This window comes from Halopenitus persicus (assembly GCF_900107205.1).
In the GTDB taxonomy this organism is placed as follows: domain Archaea; phylum Halobacteriota; class Halobacteria; order Halobacteriales; family Haloferacaceae; genus Halopenitus; species Halopenitus persicus.
This window is the reverse complement of sequence record NZ_FNPC01000001.1, coordinates 166,520-181,225: the sequence shown is the minus strand read 5'-3', so window position 1 is coordinate 181,225 and position 14,706 is coordinate 166,520. Positions and strand designations below refer to the sequence as shown.

Here is a 14,706-nt window from a genome sequence, read left to right as displayed (position 1 = left end):
GCGTCTCCGGGTCGGTCACCGGTCGTCGTCCGTGCCGTCCGTCGGTTCGTCGACGCCGGCGCCGGTTCCGATCCCGTTCGTGCCGTTCTCGGTACCGTCCTCGATCGCCGCCTCGGAACCATCACCGCGTTCCTCGCCGTCGTTCGATTCCGACCCCTCGCGGTCGGCCGCTCCCGACTCCTCGCGGTCGGCCGGCTCCGGGTCGGCCGGCTCGAACCCGGCACGGTCGAACTCGACGCTCGGGACGGACGGCTCGACGCCCTCCTCGATCAGCCGGTCGCGTGCCGCCTCCCGGTCGACCGTTCCCGAGACGGTGCGCGGAAGCTCCTCGACGTAGGCGACGGTTCGGGGCATCTTGAATCCGGACAGCCGCTCGCGGGCGTACTCGAGGAGGGCCCGTTCGTCGATCGGCGGGTCGCGCTCTCCGTCAGTCTCGGCAGCCGCTTCGCGGGTCACGTTCGATTCGGCCGCTTCGGGGATCGCGTCCGCTTCTGCCGCGTCCGCTTCTGCCGCGTCCGGTTGGGCCACGTCGGCGACCTCGTCGCCGATCGCCCCGTTCGTCTCCGCCGGTTCGTTCCCCACGTCGGTCGCGTCGACGGTACTCCCGTTCGCGTCCGCCCCGGGATCGGCCGCTTCCGCGTCCGCAACCTCGGCCGCGACCGACTCGTCGTGATCTCCATCCCCATCGGCTCCCTCGTCGCCGTCGTCGGCCGACGATTCCTCCGATGCGTCGGTTTGCTCGGCGGGGACGATCAGCGCGCCGACGCGCTCGCCCCACGTCTCGTCGGGGAGTCCGAGAACGGCCGCCTCGTGCACGGCGTCGTGGTCGGCGAGGACGTCGGCGACCTCTCCCGGATCGACGTTCTCCCCGCCGGTGACGATCCGGTCGTCGAGCCGGTTGACCACGTGGACGCGACCGTTCTCGTCGATCCGTCCGACGTCACCCGTGTGAAGGCCGTGGTCGTCGGTTGCGGCCGCGGTCGCCTCCGGATCGCCGTAATAGCCCGGCGAGACGGTCGGTCCGGAGACGACGAGCTCGCCGGTCTCGCCGCGGTCGACCGGGTCGCCGGCGTCGTCGACGACCGTCAGGTCGGTCAGGAAGATCGGCCGACCGACGGTGTCGGGATCCTTGAAAGCCTCCGCGGGCGTCGCGGTCGCGATCTGGGAGGCGGTCTCGGTCATCCCGTAGGTCGGATACACCGGGACCGAGTAGTTCTCGCACCGCTCGATCAGGCGCTCGGAGGCGGGCGCGCCGCCGAGCAGGACCGTCCGCAGCGAGTCCGACAGCGTCCCGCGGCGGTCGAGCATCCGGGTGAGCATCGTCGGGACGAGCGAGACGCCGGTGACGTCGTAGCGGTCGACGTCGTCGGCCGCCTCGCCCGGTTCGAAGTCCTCCCGGAGCACGATGGCGGTCCCGGCGAGGACCGACCGATAGACGGGCGAGAGGCCGCCGGCGTGGTGCAGCGGCAGCGTCACGAGCCACCGGTCGTCGGGGTGGACGCCGAGCCGGAACGCGGAGGCGACCGCGGAGAAGAGGACGTTTCCGGCGGTGATCTCGACCGCCTTCGGCCGGCCGCTCGTCCCGGAGGTGAACAGTACGCAGAGCCGCTCCTCGAGGTTCCACGTCGAGTCGGGGATCGGTTCCGGGTCGGAGTCGTGGAGGGCGGCGACGTCCGAGTCCTCGATGTCGGTCGGGGCGTCCGACCCGTGTGAGTCGTCGGAGTCGGTCGGTTCGTCCACCGAAAGGATCGGGATCCCGGAGCCTGCGGCGCCCTCGATCGCGGTTCGCTCCGTGTCGGCGCCGCAGACGAGCACGTCGACGTCCGCCCGGTCGAGCCGGACGCCGATCTCTCGGGGGGTGAGCCGATGACCGACCGGCACGAGCGTCGCCCCGAGCCGCATCGCGGCGTGGACGAGGCCGACGTACCCGACCCGCGGCGAGAGATGGACGCCGAGGTGCGTCCCCGCGTCGACTCCGTGGGCGGCCAGCCGGCCCGCGGTCTCCTCGACGAGCCTGTCGAGGTCCGCGTACGTCCACGCCTCGCCGTCCTCGGCCCGCACGAGCGCGGTCGCGTCCGGCGCGGCGGCGACGCGGTGGGAGAGCCAATCGCGCATACGCCGGGTATGTAACGGGGGTGACTACTGTCTTGTGATCGGTGGGGTACGGCCACAACCGACGGCCTGCCCGGAATCGGGACTCAGTCGTCGTCGTTCTTGTGAACCGTCAAAACGGGCACGTCGGCCGTGCGGACGACGCGTTCGGTCACCGACCCGAGGAGGTATCGGTCGATCCCCTGGCGGCCGTGGGTCCCCATCACGATCAGGTCGATCGCGTTGTCGTCGACGTACTCGGTGATCGTCCGGTACGCGGTTCCGTTGACGACGCTCGTGACCGTCTCGACGCCGGCCTCGGCCGCCGCCTCGGCGACGCGGTCGGTGGCCTCCTCGCCCTCCGACTCCAGGGCCTCGAGGACGATCTCCGAGCCGGCCTCCAGCGTCGAGTAGGCCGACCCGTCGACGACGTACAGCGCGTGGATCCGCGCGTCGTATCGCTTCGCGAGGTCGATCGCGTGATCGATCGCCGCGTTGGCTGCCGGGCTACCGTCGGTCGGAACGAGGATCTGATCGTACATTCCGATCGCCGATACGGGGAGGACCGTGTAAAAACTCCCCCTTGCGGGCGGTGGTCACGGCGAGGCGACGATCGCGTCGACCGCGTCGGCGACGGTCCCGTGCTCCCGGCAGGTACGCGCGACCTCGTGGATCGAGTAGGTGTTCTCGATCGACCGGCCCAGGCAGCCGGCGTAGGCGGCGAGCCAGTCGTTCAACACGCCCTCGAGCAGGGACCGCTCGACCGCCGACAGCGTCACGCCGTCGCGACGCGCGCGGGCGTACACCGCGACGATCGGCCGGATACCCTCGTCGATCGCGGTCGCGGCGGCGTCGTCGGCCGGATCGAACCGCTCGTGGCGACGGCGGGCACGCTCGACGACGGCGGCGACCGTCTCCCAGTACGCCGAGCGCGTCCCGCCACACATACCCCGAAACGGCTCGGGCAGGGATTATAAATCATCCGCCGCTCGGCGGAGCTTCAGCTCGCCGCGGGCACGAAGCGCTCCGTCGACGGTCGCGTCCTCGTGGACGTCGATGTCCCGCGCCGAGACGTCGCCGCGCACGTGGGCGCCGGCCGCGATCGTGGCCGTCCCGCCGCGGGTCGTCACGTCGCCGTGGATCGTCGTGTCGGCGCCGACGGAGACGTCCTCGCGGGCGCGAAGCGACCCGAAGATCGTGTTCCCGGTCCCGACCGCGATCGATTCCGCCCGGACGTTGCCGTGGAGCCGACAGTCGTCGCCGATGGTCGCCGGCGTCGAGACGCGCCAGGCGTCGTCGGAGACGGTGGCGCCGCGGGGAATCACCAGCGGATCCTCGACGTCCTCGTCGTCGGCGAGCGCGGCGGCGAGCTCGTCCGCCGCCTCCCGATCGCCGGCCCGCAGCAGCTGTGAGAGCACGATGAAGTAGAAGACGAGCGTGGGGACCGGGTTGCGGACGACGATCCAGCCGTTCGCGTCGAACCCCTCGTCGACCTCGACGTCGTCGCCGATGTCCAGGTCGCCGGAGACCATCAGCCGGCCGGCGACGTGCACGCGCTCGCCGAGATAGGCGTCCTCGCCGACCAGCACGTTGCCGTCGATATCACAGAGCATGTCGAGCCGGCAGTCGCCCGCCGCCTCGATGTCCCCGGCGACGGTCACGCGCTCGCCGGCGGCGACGGTCCGGCCACGGATCCCGAGTTCCACGGTCGCCTGCCCGCCGATCAGGACGTCCCCGTCGGTCACGAGGTCGTGTTCCTCGACCGTCGTCCCGTCGGGGACGGCGAGCTCGTCGAGCGGGTCCGGTCCCAGTGACACGTCCGGTCACAGACCGCGCGACGGTATAAGTTGACCGGGGCGTCCGACGATCGGCTGACGCCGCGACGGTCACGGGGTCGGCGATGGCACGGGGCGTGGCGATGTCACGGGGTATGGCGATGGCGGGAGGACGCTGCGGTGAGTGGAGGTTCGAACGTCCGGGGACCGATCGCCGACGGGGGAGGAGAGCGACGGCCGCTGCCAAACACTAAGGTCGAGTGTCACGTGATCACACACGGAATGGTGTTCGCCAGAACGGCGACCGGGATCCGGGCCGACGTCGGGGCGCTCGCCTCCCAGATCCATCCCGTCTTCATGCTGCCGCCGATCGCGGCCTCGTGGTTCGGCGCGATCGTCGCCGGCGCGCCGTCGATCCCGGCCGGCGCGGTCCACGCGCTCGCCGCCTTCTTCGCCGTGTACACCGCCCACGTGAAGGACGGCTACGTCGACTTCCACCTGCGCGGCGAGGACGACGACCATCCGATGACGGCGGACGGCTGTCGGATCGCCCTCCTCGGGGCGAGCCTGGGGTTTTGCGGCTGTCTGGTCGGCGTCTGGCTCCTGGCCGGTCCGGCGGCGGCCGCGCTCGTCCTGCCGATGTGGGTCATCGGCTACCTGCACGCGCCGCAGCTCGACACCACCCCGGTCGGCGCGACGATGGGCTATCCGACCGGCATCGCGGTCGCGATGGTCGGCGGCTACGTCGTTCAGACCGGCGCCGTCGCGAGCGTCGGGAGCGGCGGCGGGAGCGGTGGAGTGGGCGGCATCGCCGATCTCGGCGGCACCGGCGGTCCGACGACGATCCTCGCGTTCGCGGCCGTCTTTCTGGTCGTTCTCACCGGCGTGAAGGTCGTCGACGACGAGTCCGACCACGCCTACGACGCGAGCATCGACAAGCGGACCGTCGCGGTCCTTCTGGGCCCCGAGCGGGCCCGTCGGCTCGCCTACGGGCTCTTCGCGCTCGGCGGGACGATGGTTCTGTGGGGGACCGTCTCCGGCGTCTTTTCCCCGTCGGCGCCGGCCGCCGTGGCGGTCTTCGCGACGGTCGCGGTCGTCGCGTACCGGGCGCCGTCCGATCTGGCGACGATGCTGTTGATCCGCGGGACGTATCTGTTCCTCGCGCTGTTGGTCGTCGCGACGTGGTACCGCCCGCTGGATCCGGTCGGCCTGCCGGACGTCACGGCGCTGGGACCGGTCACGTATCTCGCCACGGAAGCGGTCTTCGGGACCGTGGCCTTCGGGCTCTTATACCGGGCGAACGCTCTGCGACGGGCGAGGGTCACGATCGCCGCGATCTATCCGGTCGCGTACGTCTGGGACTGGTACACCCTCGAGGTCGGCGTCTTCGCGATCGTGACCCGGACCGGCTACGACCTGTTCGGGATCCCGATCGAGGAGCACCTCTTCATGGTGGTCGTCCCCGCGTTCGTCCTCGGCGTCCACGAGACGATCCGGTCGATGCACGGACCCGCGGAAGCGGGAGGCGAGCCCGGCTCGGAAGCGGAGGCTGACGACGGAACCGACGGCGGGGCCGGATCGGAAGGACGGCGGGACGGATCGTAAGGTCGTTGTCCCGCGCGTTCGGGGTGTCGGTATGGTGCCGCCGCTCGTCCTCGACATCGACGGGACGCTGACCACGGCCGACCACCGGATCGACCCCCGTGCCTTCGAGCTGCTGCCGAGTTGGGAGGCGCCGGTCGTGTTCGCGACCGGGAAGGCGTTCCCGTACCCGGTCGCGCTCGCGCACTTTCTTGGGCTCCCCGAACACGTGATCGCGGAGAACGGCGGCGTCGTCTACGCCGACGGCGAGACCAGGTTTACCGGCGACCCGGACGCCTGCTGGGCGGTCGCCGAGGAGTTCATCGAACGCGGCGGCGATCTGGGCTGGGGCGGCCGGACGACGGTCAACCGGTGGCGCGAGACCGAGGTCGCGATCTCGATGGACGCCGACGAGGAGCTGCTCCGGGCGGTCGCCGCCGAGCACGGCCAGGCGGTCGTCGACACGGGCTACGCCTACCACGTCACCTCGCCGGACGTCTCGAAGGGCGACGCCTTCGAGGAACTCTGCTCGATCCTGGAGTACGATCCCGACGCGTTCGTCGCGGTCGGCGACAGCGAGAACGACGCCTCGACGTTCGCGGTCGCCGGCGAGTCGTACGCCGTTGCCAACGCCGACGACGCCGCGCGCGAGGCCGCCGACACGGTGCTCGCGGACGCATATATGGACGGCACCGCAACCGTGCTCGAGGCGCTGATCGCCGCGGACCGGTGACCGAACGGTATCGTCGGATCAGTCCGCCTCCCCGCGTGCCGCCTCGAAGGTCGCCAGGGCTTCCTCACGGCGCTGGGCGTGGTCGACGATCGGCTCCGGGTACTCGGGCGCGACCGCCTCGCGGCGCTCCGGGTCGAGTTCGTGCCACGAATGGATGGGGTCGGGGTCGACGCCCCGGAGCTCGGGGACGTACGTCGTGATGTACTCGGCATCGGGGTCGTAGCGTTCGCCCTGCGTCATCGGGTTGAAGATCCGGAAGTAGGGCTGCGCGTCGGTTCCGGTGGAGGCGGCCCACTGCCAGCCGCCGACGTCGTTGGCGGTGTCGTGGTCCCGCAGGTGCTCGCGGAAGTGGGCGTAGCCCGCGCGCCAGTCGAGCAGCAGGTCCTTCGTGAGGAAGGACGCGACGATCATCCGGACCCGGTTGTGCATGAACGCCTCCGCGCGAAGCTGGCGCATCCCGGCGTCGACGATGGGGTACCCGGTCTCGCCGCGTTTCCAGGCGGCAAGCGCGTCCGGGTCCTCGCGCCAGTCGATCGAGTTCTCGTACGTTTTGTAGTTCCGCGAGACCGTCTCGGGATTGTGAAACAGAACCTGGAGGTAGAACTCCCGCCAGGCGAGCTGGCTCCGGAACTCCGTGACGCTCGAGACCGGGTCGGCGTCCTCCAGGTCCGAGACGATCCCGTCGGCGCCGCCGGCTTCGGCGCGTGCCATCGCGTCCTCGGTGGCGGCGTACACCTCGCGGGGGCCGATCGTGCCGAACGAGAGGTCCTGTGAGAGCTCGGAGGTAACCGACGCCGCGGGCACGTCCCGGAGCGCCTCGTAGCGAAAGATATCGCTCTCGAGGAACGATTCCAGCCGATCGCGTGCGCCGGGCGTGCCGGCGGGTATCGGATCGGCCTCCGGCTCCGCGACCCCGAGGTCCGTGATCGTTGGGAGGGTTCCGGCGGCGATCGTCGCATCGCCCGACTGGAGATCCGACGTCACGTCGGCGACGACGTCCGCGATCGTCTCGGCATCACACAGCGTCTCCTCGGAGGGTGTCGTCTCCGGAGCCCCTTTCTCCCGATCGCGCCATTTCTTCCAGTAGTAGGTGAACACGGAGTAGGGATCCCCCTTGTTGGTCCGGATCGAGTCCGGGTCGTGCAGGACCGCGTCGTGATACGTCTCGACGTCGATCGCCTCGGGTGCGGCCGCGGCGGCGCCGTCGCCTGCCGCCAGCGACTCCTCGACCCGGGCGTCACGCTCGCGCGCCAGCCCGGAGTACCCCCGGTTCCAGACGACCCGATCGGCGTCGACCGCGTCCGCGAGCCGCGGGAGGATCTCCGCCGGGTCGCCGCGGCCGACGATCAGGTCGCTCCCGCGCTCCCGGTAGGCGTCCCGGAGCTCCGCGAGGGACGCGAGCAGGTACCGGACGCGGGGCGGGCCGGCGTGTTCGAGGACGGCGTCGTCGAGAACGAAACACGGGACGACCGGTCCACGGTCGGCGGCCGCCGACAGGCCGACGTTGTCCGTGACACGGAGGTCGCGTCGGTGCCAGAACGGGTCCATACGTCGGGCACGGACCCGATGTCCCTGAAGGTTTGTGCTACGACCGTAGCTCCTCGACGAGTCCGGAAATCGCTTCGTCGACGAGATCGCCGTCAAGACGGCCCTGCCAGAAATCGATGTCCTCGTGGTCGATCGATTGGACGCCCCACGGGACGATCCGGCTCTCAGCCGGCGTTCCACCACGAAGCCAGCTTTCCTCCGGGATGTCGATCAAGCCATCCAGCCACGACCTCGACGTGAGAGTCAGCGCGATGTACTGGTCGCCGTGGAACGGACGTCCCTCGTGGTTCGAACAAACGAGCCACGGTCGGGCATCTACATCGCGCTTGAACGGATCGTCGCCGTATACGACGTCGCCACGCTCGAAGATCGGAGCAGCCCGTTCGTCGGTCACTGACCGTCCTCCGTACTCGGATGTGGCTCGCTGGGTGCGTGTTCACGCCAGGCGTCCGCCTCCTCCGTGCCGAGTTGTTCGTTGAAGAGGGCCGTCGCTCGTTCGTACCCACTGTATCCGGCGAGTCGATCGGCATCGTCAGTCGCCGCCCAGTACGTCGCCTTGTGTTCGACGAGGTCGCGGTCCTTTAACCGCGAGAGTGCGGTACTGACTGCGCCTTCGTCGAGTCCGGTTTGGGAGGCGATCTCGCGCGCCTTGAACGCCCGATCCGTGTGCGCAACGAGAAATCCGAGAACCCGGTCCGGGACGGAGAGATCCTCGAGTTCCTCGGCACTCGTGTTTTCGAAGGTTTCCCGATCGATGGACATCGCTGCGTAGACGTATCGTATCCGCAGTTATAAGTGTTAGAGATGAAAGCAATGAAAACAGCGAGAACATATAAATAGGGTGGGATACCGCGTGAACTCCCGCACGAACGCTTATCCCGTCGGTCGAACGATCGGTTCCCCATGGCAACCGACCTGGATCCGCAAGCGAAGGCCGTACTCGACGAGCGAAGCGACGAGACGGTTCCTCGATCTCATACCCTCTCGGTAGCGACGTACCGTGAGCGGTTTCGCGACCTGTTCGCCCACCAGTCGAACGAGCCGGTGGGGCGGATCCAGGATTTCGCCATTCCCGGACCGGATTCGGACGTCCCCATCCGGACGTACCATCCCGACCGTGATCAGATCGACGGCGAGAAGCAGCTCGACGGCGAGGGGCAGCCCCCGGTCGTGGTGTTCTTCCACGGCGGCGGTTGGGTGCTCGGCGATCTCGACTGCTTCGACAACCTCTGTACGCGGGTGACGAACGAGTCGGGATGCATCGTCGTCTCGGTCGGATATCGGCGGGCGCCCGAACACCCGTTTCCGGCCGCCGTGACGGACTGCTACGCCGCCACGGAGTGGGTCGCCGAGAACGCGGCGGACTTCGGCGGCGACCCCGACCGGCTCGCGGTCGTCGGGAATTCGGCGGGCGGCACCCTCGCGACGGTCGTCTCGCTTATGGCCCGCGACCGGGACGGCCCGGACATCGACCAGCAGGTGCTTTTATACCCCGTCGTGAACGCGGAACGCCTCCGAACGTTCGAGAGCTACGAGACGGTCGGCAGCGGCTACTGGCTCACGATGGGGAGCATGCGGCTGTTCTACGAGGCGTACATCGAGGACCCGGTCGACTACCGGAACGTGTACGCGTTCCCGCTGCAGGCGGACGACCTGTCCGGGCTCCCGCCCGCGACGATACTCACCGCGGGATACGATCCCCTCCGTGACGAGGGGAGCGCGTACGCCGACGCGCTCGAGGCGGACGGCGTCCCCGTCGTCCGGCGCCACTACGGGGGACAGATCCACGATTTCCTGAGCCTGACCGACGACCTCGACGCCGCGGAGGGGGCGATCGCGACGATCGCTGACGACCTCACGGACGCCTTCACCGCGGCGTCGGGCGGAGGTGAGTGAGCCTCGCGGGTCGAGGCGGTGACGGCCAGCGACCCGACGACCTTTTTATAATCGGCGACGCTGTTGGAAACGACGACCGCCGACCGGTCGGACTCACGGGACACGCCCGGACACACCCGGAACGTGCCGGACCACGCCGCCGGTCGACGACGGACCGACCTCGATCCACCATGCAACAGTACCTCGATCTCGTCGACGAGACCCTCTCGGAGGGCGTTTATAAGCCGAACCGCACGGGCGTGGACACGATCGCGAGCTTCAGCGGCCAGTACACGGTCGACCTGGCCGAGGGATTCCCCCTGCTGACCACGAAGCGGCTCGACGGCTACCGGTGGAACTCGCTCATCCACGAGGTGCTGTGGTACCTCTCCGGGGAGGAACACGTCCGGAACCTCCGGGACCACACCGCGATCTGGGACGCGTGGGCCGACGAGGAGGGACGGCTCGACACGGCCTACGGTCGTTTCTGGCGACGGTATCCGGTTCCCGAAGGGGGTCTGGAGGGCGAGAGCTGGCCCGCGGACGCCCACCGCTGGGTGACCGTCGAGGAGGACGCCGACGGGACTCGCCGCCGGACGTTCGACCAGATCCAGTACGTCCTCGACCAGCTGGCGGAGAACCCGCGCTCCCGGCGGATGGTCGTGAACGCCTGGCACCCCGCCAACGCGGCCGTCTCCACGCTGCCGCCGTGCCACTACACGTTCGTCGTGAACGTCCAGGGCGGCCGACTCAACCTCCATCTCACCCAGCGCTCCGGCGACATCGCGCTCGGCGTGCCGTTCAACATCGCCGCCTACTCGCTTCTGGCCACCGCGATCGCCCAGCGGACGGGCTTCGAGGTGGGGGAGTTCGGCCACAGCATCGTCGACGCGCACGTCTACTGCGGGGAGGGCGACCGCGGCGCGTGGTACGCGGACAACCTCGACCGGCTGCAGGACCGACTCGCGGACGTGGAGACGACGGCCGACTACCGCGACGTCAAGGCGTGGCTCGAGCGGGCGGCGCCCGCCGAGCCCGCCGACCGGGAGGGATACGACCACGTCCCCGGACTCCTCGAGCAGCTCTCGCGGGAGCCGCGGTCGCGACCCCGCATCGAGATCGCCGACAAGCCGCTCGACGAGCTCACCTTCGACGACATCGAGCTCCACGACTACGACTCCGCGGACGGGATCACGTTCGCGGTCGCGGAGTGACCGTCGAATGGAGGACCGAACCGACCGCGATGTCCCGGCCGATCGAACCGACGTCGACGTGCCGGACGATCTCACGGTCTCGCTCATCGCCGCGGTGGCCGAGAACGGCGTGATCGGCGATTCCGGCGGGATGCCCTGGCACTATCCGGCGGACCTCGAGCACTTCAAACGGACGACGACGGGCCACCCCGTGATCCTCGGCCGGCGGACCTACGAGAGCATCGCGGCCCAGCTCGGCGGCCCGCTCCCCGACCGAGTCTCCGTCGTGCTCTCGCGGTCGGACCTCGATCTCCCGGACGGCGCCGTCGGTGCGGACGGAATCGAAGCAGCGCTCGATCGCGCCGCCGCGGCCGCCGCCGACCTGGGCGTCGGGACCGTCTACGTCGCCGGCGGCGCGACGATCTACGAGGCGTTCCTCCCGCTGGCGGACGAACTGGTTCTCACGGAGATCCACGAGTCCTACGCCGGGGACACGCGCTTTCCCGAGCGAGACGCCGACGAGTGGACGGAAACGGACCGGGACGAGCGTGACGAGCTCACGTTCCGGACGTATCGCCGCCGGTGAGCCGGATCCGGTGCGGACCGCGACTCTCTCGACGAATTCACTGCCGGAGCATCTCCGAAAAGACGGTCCGATCAACGCCCGTTGCGGATGTCCCGCTCCCGATCGAATTGATGGGCGATGTCGATCAGCGCCGACGCCGGACGACGTATCCACCCACGGCGGCAATACCGACCACGATCGCGGCTATCGACTGATAGACCGTTGATGCGGGATTCTGCCGCGAGTTCCAGTCCTCCATCCATCTCCCTTCGAGCGAGTCGGCCCGATTCTGGACTCCGTTGAAATCGAAGGCGTCGAGGCCGAGCGTCGCCGTTTGGTTTGCGGCGACGGCCGACTCGTTGTGGACGCTCCGGAAGTGCCGTGCCGTTTCGTTTCCGCGTTCGGGAACGGACGAGACGTTCATCGCGATGGCCTCGCTCGTGTTTGCCGTTTGCGCGAGCTGCTCATTGACGCCGCCGAATCCGAAATGATCCGAAACGTCGTTTTTCGCCTCGAGCGTCGTTTCGTACTGGGCGTAGAGCCGCTGGGGATCGACGTCGGTTCCGTTCTCCCGCCGTTCGAGCAGTTCGACGAGATCCGTCGCGTTCGATCGGTATGCGGTCGACGCGTTCACGAAGGAGCGAAGTTCCGGGTGCAGTTCGCGTGCGCTTTCGTTGAATTCGGGGATCCGGGGTGCCGCCTCGACCGAGGCGTTATAGACGGTCGTTCCGTTTTCACGGACCGTTTTCGTTTGCTCCAGATACACGAGCGTCTCGTTAACGGCCGTGGCCGTTGCCGAGACGTTGGATGCGGCCGTACTGACGTTCCGTGACGTCGTGCGAAGTGGAGCGGCGCTCTCCGCTTCGAGGTCTCGGACCGCCCGTCGTTTCGCGAGTGCCGTAAGAACCGTTTCGGCGGTTGACTCCGAGGTGACGCGGCCACCGTTCGTATAGATGTCGATGCCGCTGGCCCAGGAGAAGACGTTCTCGTGTTCGTAGACGCTGTACTGTTGTCCGTCGACCGTGACGTCCGCGATGTGGGTCGTGTCTTGGTCCAGCAGTACCGGCTGCGGATCCGAAGCCCCCTGTGCAATGGCGGTCGTGGGGGTTGTGCCCACCAGGAGCAGTATGACGACGAGACCAGTGGCGAGTTTCCGTCCGTTCATCGTCCGCGTGTGAGGTCACGTCGTGCGGATAAGGAAGGGGATGGAGAGTTACAACTGGCGAAACTGTCGGGAGCAACCGGAAAGCCGGCTCCCGTCAGTATCGGGACAGGGCATAGAAGATGACGACGAGTCCCGCAGTAATGAGCAGGCTATCAACCGTTTGCAGCGCGAGGGATTCACGCCCGCCAAGATGGTAATCCCGACGAATGCCGAGCTGATAGATGATGTCGAGGAGTCCTCCGAACGTGATGAGCGCGAAGCCTCCCGATGCGAGACGGAGGCTGCGTTCCTGGATGCGAAGGTAGGCTCGATAGCTGAGCGCCGTTAAGGCCCCCCCGGCGATGAACAAGAGGGAATTGGCGACGAGAAAACTCCAGAACTCCGGCGGCTCAGCCATCTTCATCCACCACTGATATCCGACGATGAACTCGTATCCGGACGGGAGTCCGCGCTTGCATCGTTCGAGACGTCCTTTGCACCCTTTTCGAGGTCGTTCCAGAAATCCGTGAACTTGTCGGAGTAGTCCTTCTTGAGCTGGATGTCGATGCTGAATTGTCCGTCCTCAATCCGGAACCGTGCCTCCTCGAGGTTCGTTCTGAACCGCTTGTAGTGGTGGCCGTCATCGTCGATTTCCATCTGCTCGTCCAGCATATCGTATTCCTGGAGCGCGTGGATCCGTCGATAGATCGTTGGCTCCGAGACGTCACAGTGTTCGGCGAGTTTGGTTGCCGAGAGGGGTTGATGGCTGGCTAACGCAAGGATCTGTCGAGCGATCTCGCTTCCGAGCACGTCGAACACGTTCTCGGGCTCCCATTCCTTGCTCACAGTTCATCCCTCCGCTGTGTCTCTGCCTCACGTACTACGAGTGCCGAATCGAGTGCCGAACCGAGTTCGAAATCCGATAGCAGGTCCCAAGCATTCGTATCGAGTTCTTGCCGCCGTCGTCGTATCAATCTTTTCCGACTATTTTTTCCGCCGACCTGTGGGATCCCGTGATGTCCGCTCCCCGTCCTGGATACCGGGAACCCATCGCTACCAACCGGACCATTGGGTTCGCTTCTTATTAATGGTGTTTCGAGCTTCGCGCTCCGAAACCGCGCCTAACGGTCATACCTTGGCGAACATATCGCGGTAGCTTTCGTCCAAGACGGCGTATCGAACCCGTCGTTTCCTCGTTGATCGCGTCGAGTGTGTCCGCTTGGTGTTTGCGTCAGTGCATCCCAATAAGGAGGGTTTTTCCCCGCCGAGACGCTATCGAGAGGTAATGATCGACGACGGAGTGCGGCGACGAGGTGGAGACCGATGAGGGGTAACGACCAGCAGGCGTACGACCGCGGGACGTCGTTGTTCTCCCCCGACGGCCGGATCTACCAGGTCGAGTACGCCCGCGAGGCGGTCTCGCGCGGCGCGCCGAGCGTGGGAATCCGAACCGCCGATGGAGTCGTCCTGGCGGCGATGAGCCGGACCTCCTCGCCGCTGATGGAGGCCGAAAGCATCGAGAAGCTCCACAAGCTCGACGACCACGTCGCGACGGCCTCCGCCGGCCACGTCGCCGACGCCCGCAAGCTGATCGACCTGGCCCGACGGCAAACCCAGGTCAACCAGCTGCGGTACGGCGAGCCGATCGGCATCGAGACGCTCACCAAACACGTCACCGACCACATCCAGGAGAACACGCAGCTCGGCGGCACGCGCCCCTACGGGGCCGCGCTGCTCATCGGCGGGATCGAGAACGGCGAGCCGCGCCTGTTCGGCGCCGACCCCTCGGGAACGCCCCACGAGTGGAAGGCGACCGTGATCGGCGACGGTCGCGACGAGATCCAGTCGACGCTCGAGGCGGAGTGGTCGGACTCGCTGACCGTCGAGGAGGGCGTCGAACTCGCGGTCACGGCGCTGAGCGAGTACGCCGACGACCTGACGGCGGCTGATCTCTCGATCGCGACCATCACCGCGGCGGACGGCTACCGGATGCTGTCGGACGAGGACGTCGCGGACGTCGTGCCGGACCTTCCGGTCGACGGGACCGAGACCGCGGACGATGACGAGACGGCCGGCGAGGAGGCTACTGACGGGGAGACGGACGGCGACGAGGAGGAAGCCGACGACGCCACCGGCGACGACGGCGATACGACCGACGACGGCGACGCGACCGACGACGAATAGCGTCGCCGGGCTCGACC

Annotated in this window: 15 protein-coding genes and 1 pseudogene; 6 read left to right on the top strand and 10 right to left on the bottom strand. The window is 68.0% G+C overall.

The features are described 5' to 3' along the window. Positions 1-15: 15 nt before the first annotated feature. The 4 genes and pseudogenes from BLV25_RS00975 to BLV25_RS00960 all read right to left on the bottom strand — a co-directional run. Complete coding sequence (locus tag BLV25_RS00975; RefSeq protein WP_092730309.1) at positions 16-2,115, bottom strand: class I adenylate-forming enzyme family protein; 2,100 nt, start codon at positions 2,113-2,115, stop codon at positions 16-18. Positions 2,116-2,198: 83 nt separating this feature from the next. Beyond that, positions 2,199-2,633, bottom strand: coding sequence for a universal stress protein (locus BLV25_RS00970; protein WP_021073507.1), 435 nt, complete (start codon positions 2,631-2,633; stop codon positions 2,199-2,201). Positions 2,634-2,687: 54 nt separating this feature from the next. Beyond that, positions 2,688-3,038, bottom strand: coding sequence for a hypothetical protein (locus BLV25_RS00965; RefSeq protein WP_021073506.1), 351 nt, complete (start codon positions 3,036-3,038; stop codon positions 2,688-2,690). Between the two features lie 48 nt (positions 3,039-3,086). After that, positions 3,087-3,908, bottom strand: a pseudogene (locus tag BLV25_RS00960) (polymer-forming cytoskeletal protein); the annotation flags it as partial. A gap of 240 nt (positions 3,909-4,148) precedes the next feature. Between BLV25_RS00960 and BLV25_RS00955 the strand changes: the two are divergent. Beyond that, positions 4,149-5,471 (top strand): UbiA family prenyltransferase, encoded by a 1,323-nt coding sequence (locus BLV25_RS00955; protein ID WP_256335619.1) that lies wholly within the window; start codon positions 4,149-4,151, stop codon positions 5,469-5,471. Between the two features lie 31 nt (positions 5,472-5,502). After that, on the top strand, positions 5,503-6,180 hold the full coding sequence (locus tag BLV25_RS00950) for a phosphoglycolate phosphatase (protein WP_021073503.1): 678 nt from the start codon (positions 5,503-5,505) through the stop codon (positions 6,178-6,180). An 18-nt stretch (positions 6,181-6,198) separates the two neighbouring features. On the opposite strand, the gene BLV25_RS00945 is transcribed toward BLV25_RS00950, so the two are convergent. Genes BLV25_RS00945 through BLV25_RS00935 form a run of 3 tightly spaced genes read right to left on the bottom strand, consistent with a single transcriptional unit; the run spans position 6,199 to position 8,490 of the window. Then, positions 6,199-7,728 (bottom strand): cryptochrome/photolyase family protein, encoded by a 1,530-nt coding sequence (locus BLV25_RS00945; RefSeq protein ID WP_092730305.1) that lies wholly within the window; start codon positions 7,726-7,728, stop codon positions 6,199-6,201. 37 nt (positions 7,729-7,765) lie between these two features. Continuing rightward, the gene (locus BLV25_RS00940) at positions 7,766-8,122 is read right to left on the bottom strand and encodes a growth inhibitor (protein WP_092730303.1); all 357 of its coding nucleotides are present in this window, start codon (positions 8,120-8,122) and stop codon (positions 7,766-7,768) included. Continuing rightward, positions 8,119-8,490 carry a MarR family transcriptional regulator gene (locus tag BLV25_RS00935; RefSeq protein WP_021073500.1) on the bottom strand — a complete coding sequence of 124 codons (372 nt, stop codon included), beginning with the start codon at positions 8,488-8,490 and terminating at the stop codon, positions 8,119-8,121. Before BLV25_RS00935 ends, BLV25_RS00940 begins: the two co-directional genes overlap by 4 nt. Positions 8,491-8,631: 141 nt before the next feature. On the opposite strand from BLV25_RS00935, the gene BLV25_RS00930 reads away from it, so the two are divergent. The 3 genes from BLV25_RS00930 (at position 8,632) to BLV25_RS00920 (ending at position 11,382) form a co-directional block, all read left to right on the top strand. Beyond that, a complete protein-coding gene (locus BLV25_RS00930) occupies positions 8,632-9,624 on the top strand; it encodes an alpha/beta hydrolase (RefSeq protein ID WP_092730302.1) in 993 nt (330 codons plus the stop codon). A 170-nt stretch (positions 9,625-9,794) separates the two neighbouring features. Next, the gene (gene thyA, locus BLV25_RS00925) at positions 9,795-10,817 is read left to right on the top strand and encodes a thymidylate synthase (protein WP_092730300.1); all 1,023 of its coding nucleotides are present in this window, start codon (positions 9,795-9,797) and stop codon (positions 10,815-10,817) included. A 7-nt stretch (positions 10,818-10,824) separates the two neighbouring features. Next, positions 10,825-11,382 carry a dihydrofolate reductase gene (locus BLV25_RS00920; protein ID WP_092730298.1) on the top strand — a complete coding sequence of 186 codons (558 nt, stop codon included), beginning with the start codon at positions 10,825-10,827 and terminating at the stop codon, positions 11,380-11,382. Positions 11,383-11,506: 124 nt separating this feature from the next. Here BLV25_RS00920 and BLV25_RS00915 read toward each other — a convergent pair whose 3' ends face one another. The 3 genes from BLV25_RS00915 to BLV25_RS00905 all read right to left on the bottom strand — a co-directional run bounded on the left by BLV25_RS00915 (position 11,507) and on the right by BLV25_RS00905 (position 13,324). After that, positions 11,507-12,526 (bottom strand): hypothetical protein, encoded by a 1,020-nt coding sequence (locus BLV25_RS00915; protein ID WP_256335618.1) that lies wholly within the window; start codon positions 12,524-12,526, stop codon positions 11,507-11,509. Positions 12,527-12,620: 94 nt separating this feature from the next. Further along, positions 12,621-12,923: a DUF7521 family protein gene (locus BLV25_RS00910; protein WP_039402049.1), complete on the bottom strand. Its 303-nt coding sequence runs from the start codon at positions 12,921-12,923 to the stop codon at positions 12,621-12,623. A 2-nt stretch (positions 12,924-12,925) separates the two neighbouring features. After that, a complete protein-coding gene (locus tag BLV25_RS00905) occupies positions 12,926-13,324 on the bottom strand; it encodes a winged helix-turn-helix domain-containing protein (protein WP_256335617.1) in 399 nt (132 codons plus the stop codon). A 504-nt stretch (positions 13,325-13,828) separates the two neighbouring features. Between BLV25_RS00905 and psmA the strand changes: the two genes are divergently transcribed. Beyond that, entirely contained in the window at positions 13,829-14,689 is an 861-nt protein-coding gene (gene psmA, locus BLV25_RS00900) for an archaeal proteasome endopeptidase complex subunit alpha (RefSeq protein ID WP_092730296.1), read from the top strand. Positions 14,690-14,706: the final 17 nt, after the last annotated feature.

Excerpts from the sequence above, each read along its gene's own strand:
- psmA (WP_092730296.1), top strand. The coding sequence starts at position 13,829 with ATGAGGGGTAACGACCAGCAGGCGTACGACCGCGGGACGTCGTTGTTC.
- BLV25_RS00975 (WP_092730309.1), bottom strand. The coding sequence starts at position 2,115 with ATGCGCGATTGGCTCTCCCACCGCGTCGCCGCCGCGCCGGACGCGACC.
- BLV25_RS00915 (WP_256335618.1), bottom strand. The coding sequence starts at position 12,526 with ATGAACGGACGGAAACTCGCCACTGGTCTCGTCGTCATACTGCTCCTG.
- BLV25_RS00920 (WP_092730298.1), top strand. The coding sequence starts at position 10,825 with ATGGAGGACCGAACCGACCGCGATGTCCCGGCCGATCGAACCGACGTC.
- BLV25_RS00930 (WP_092730302.1), top strand. The coding sequence starts at position 8,632 with ATGGCAACCGACCTGGATCCGCAAGCGAAGGCCGTACTCGACGAGCGA.
- BLV25_RS00950 (WP_021073503.1), top strand. The coding sequence starts at position 5,503 with ATGGTGCCGCCGCTCGTCCTCGACATCGACGGGACGCTGACCACGGCC.
- BLV25_RS00910 (WP_039402049.1), bottom strand. The coding sequence starts at position 12,923 with ATGGCTGAGCCGCCGGAGTTCTGGAGTTTTCTCGTCGCCAATTCCCTC.
- thyA (WP_092730300.1), top strand. The coding sequence starts at position 9,795 with ATGCAACAGTACCTCGATCTCGTCGACGAGACCCTCTCGGAGGGCGTT.
- BLV25_RS00945 (WP_092730305.1), bottom strand. The coding sequence starts at position 7,728 with ATGGACCCGTTCTGGCACCGACGCGACCTCCGTGTCACGGACAACGTC.
- BLV25_RS00935 (WP_021073500.1), bottom strand. The coding sequence starts at position 8,490 with ATGTCCATCGATCGGGAAACCTTCGAAAACACGAGTGCCGAGGAACTC.
- BLV25_RS00970 (WP_021073507.1), bottom strand. The coding sequence starts at position 2,633 with ATGTACGATCAGATCCTCGTTCCGACCGACGGTAGCCCGGCAGCCAAC.
- BLV25_RS00965 (WP_021073506.1), bottom strand. The coding sequence starts at position 3,038 with ATGTGTGGCGGGACGCGCTCGGCGTACTGGGAGACGGTCGCCGCCGTC.
- BLV25_RS00955 (WP_256335619.1), top strand. The coding sequence starts at position 4,149 with ATGGTGTTCGCCAGAACGGCGACCGGGATCCGGGCCGACGTCGGGGCG.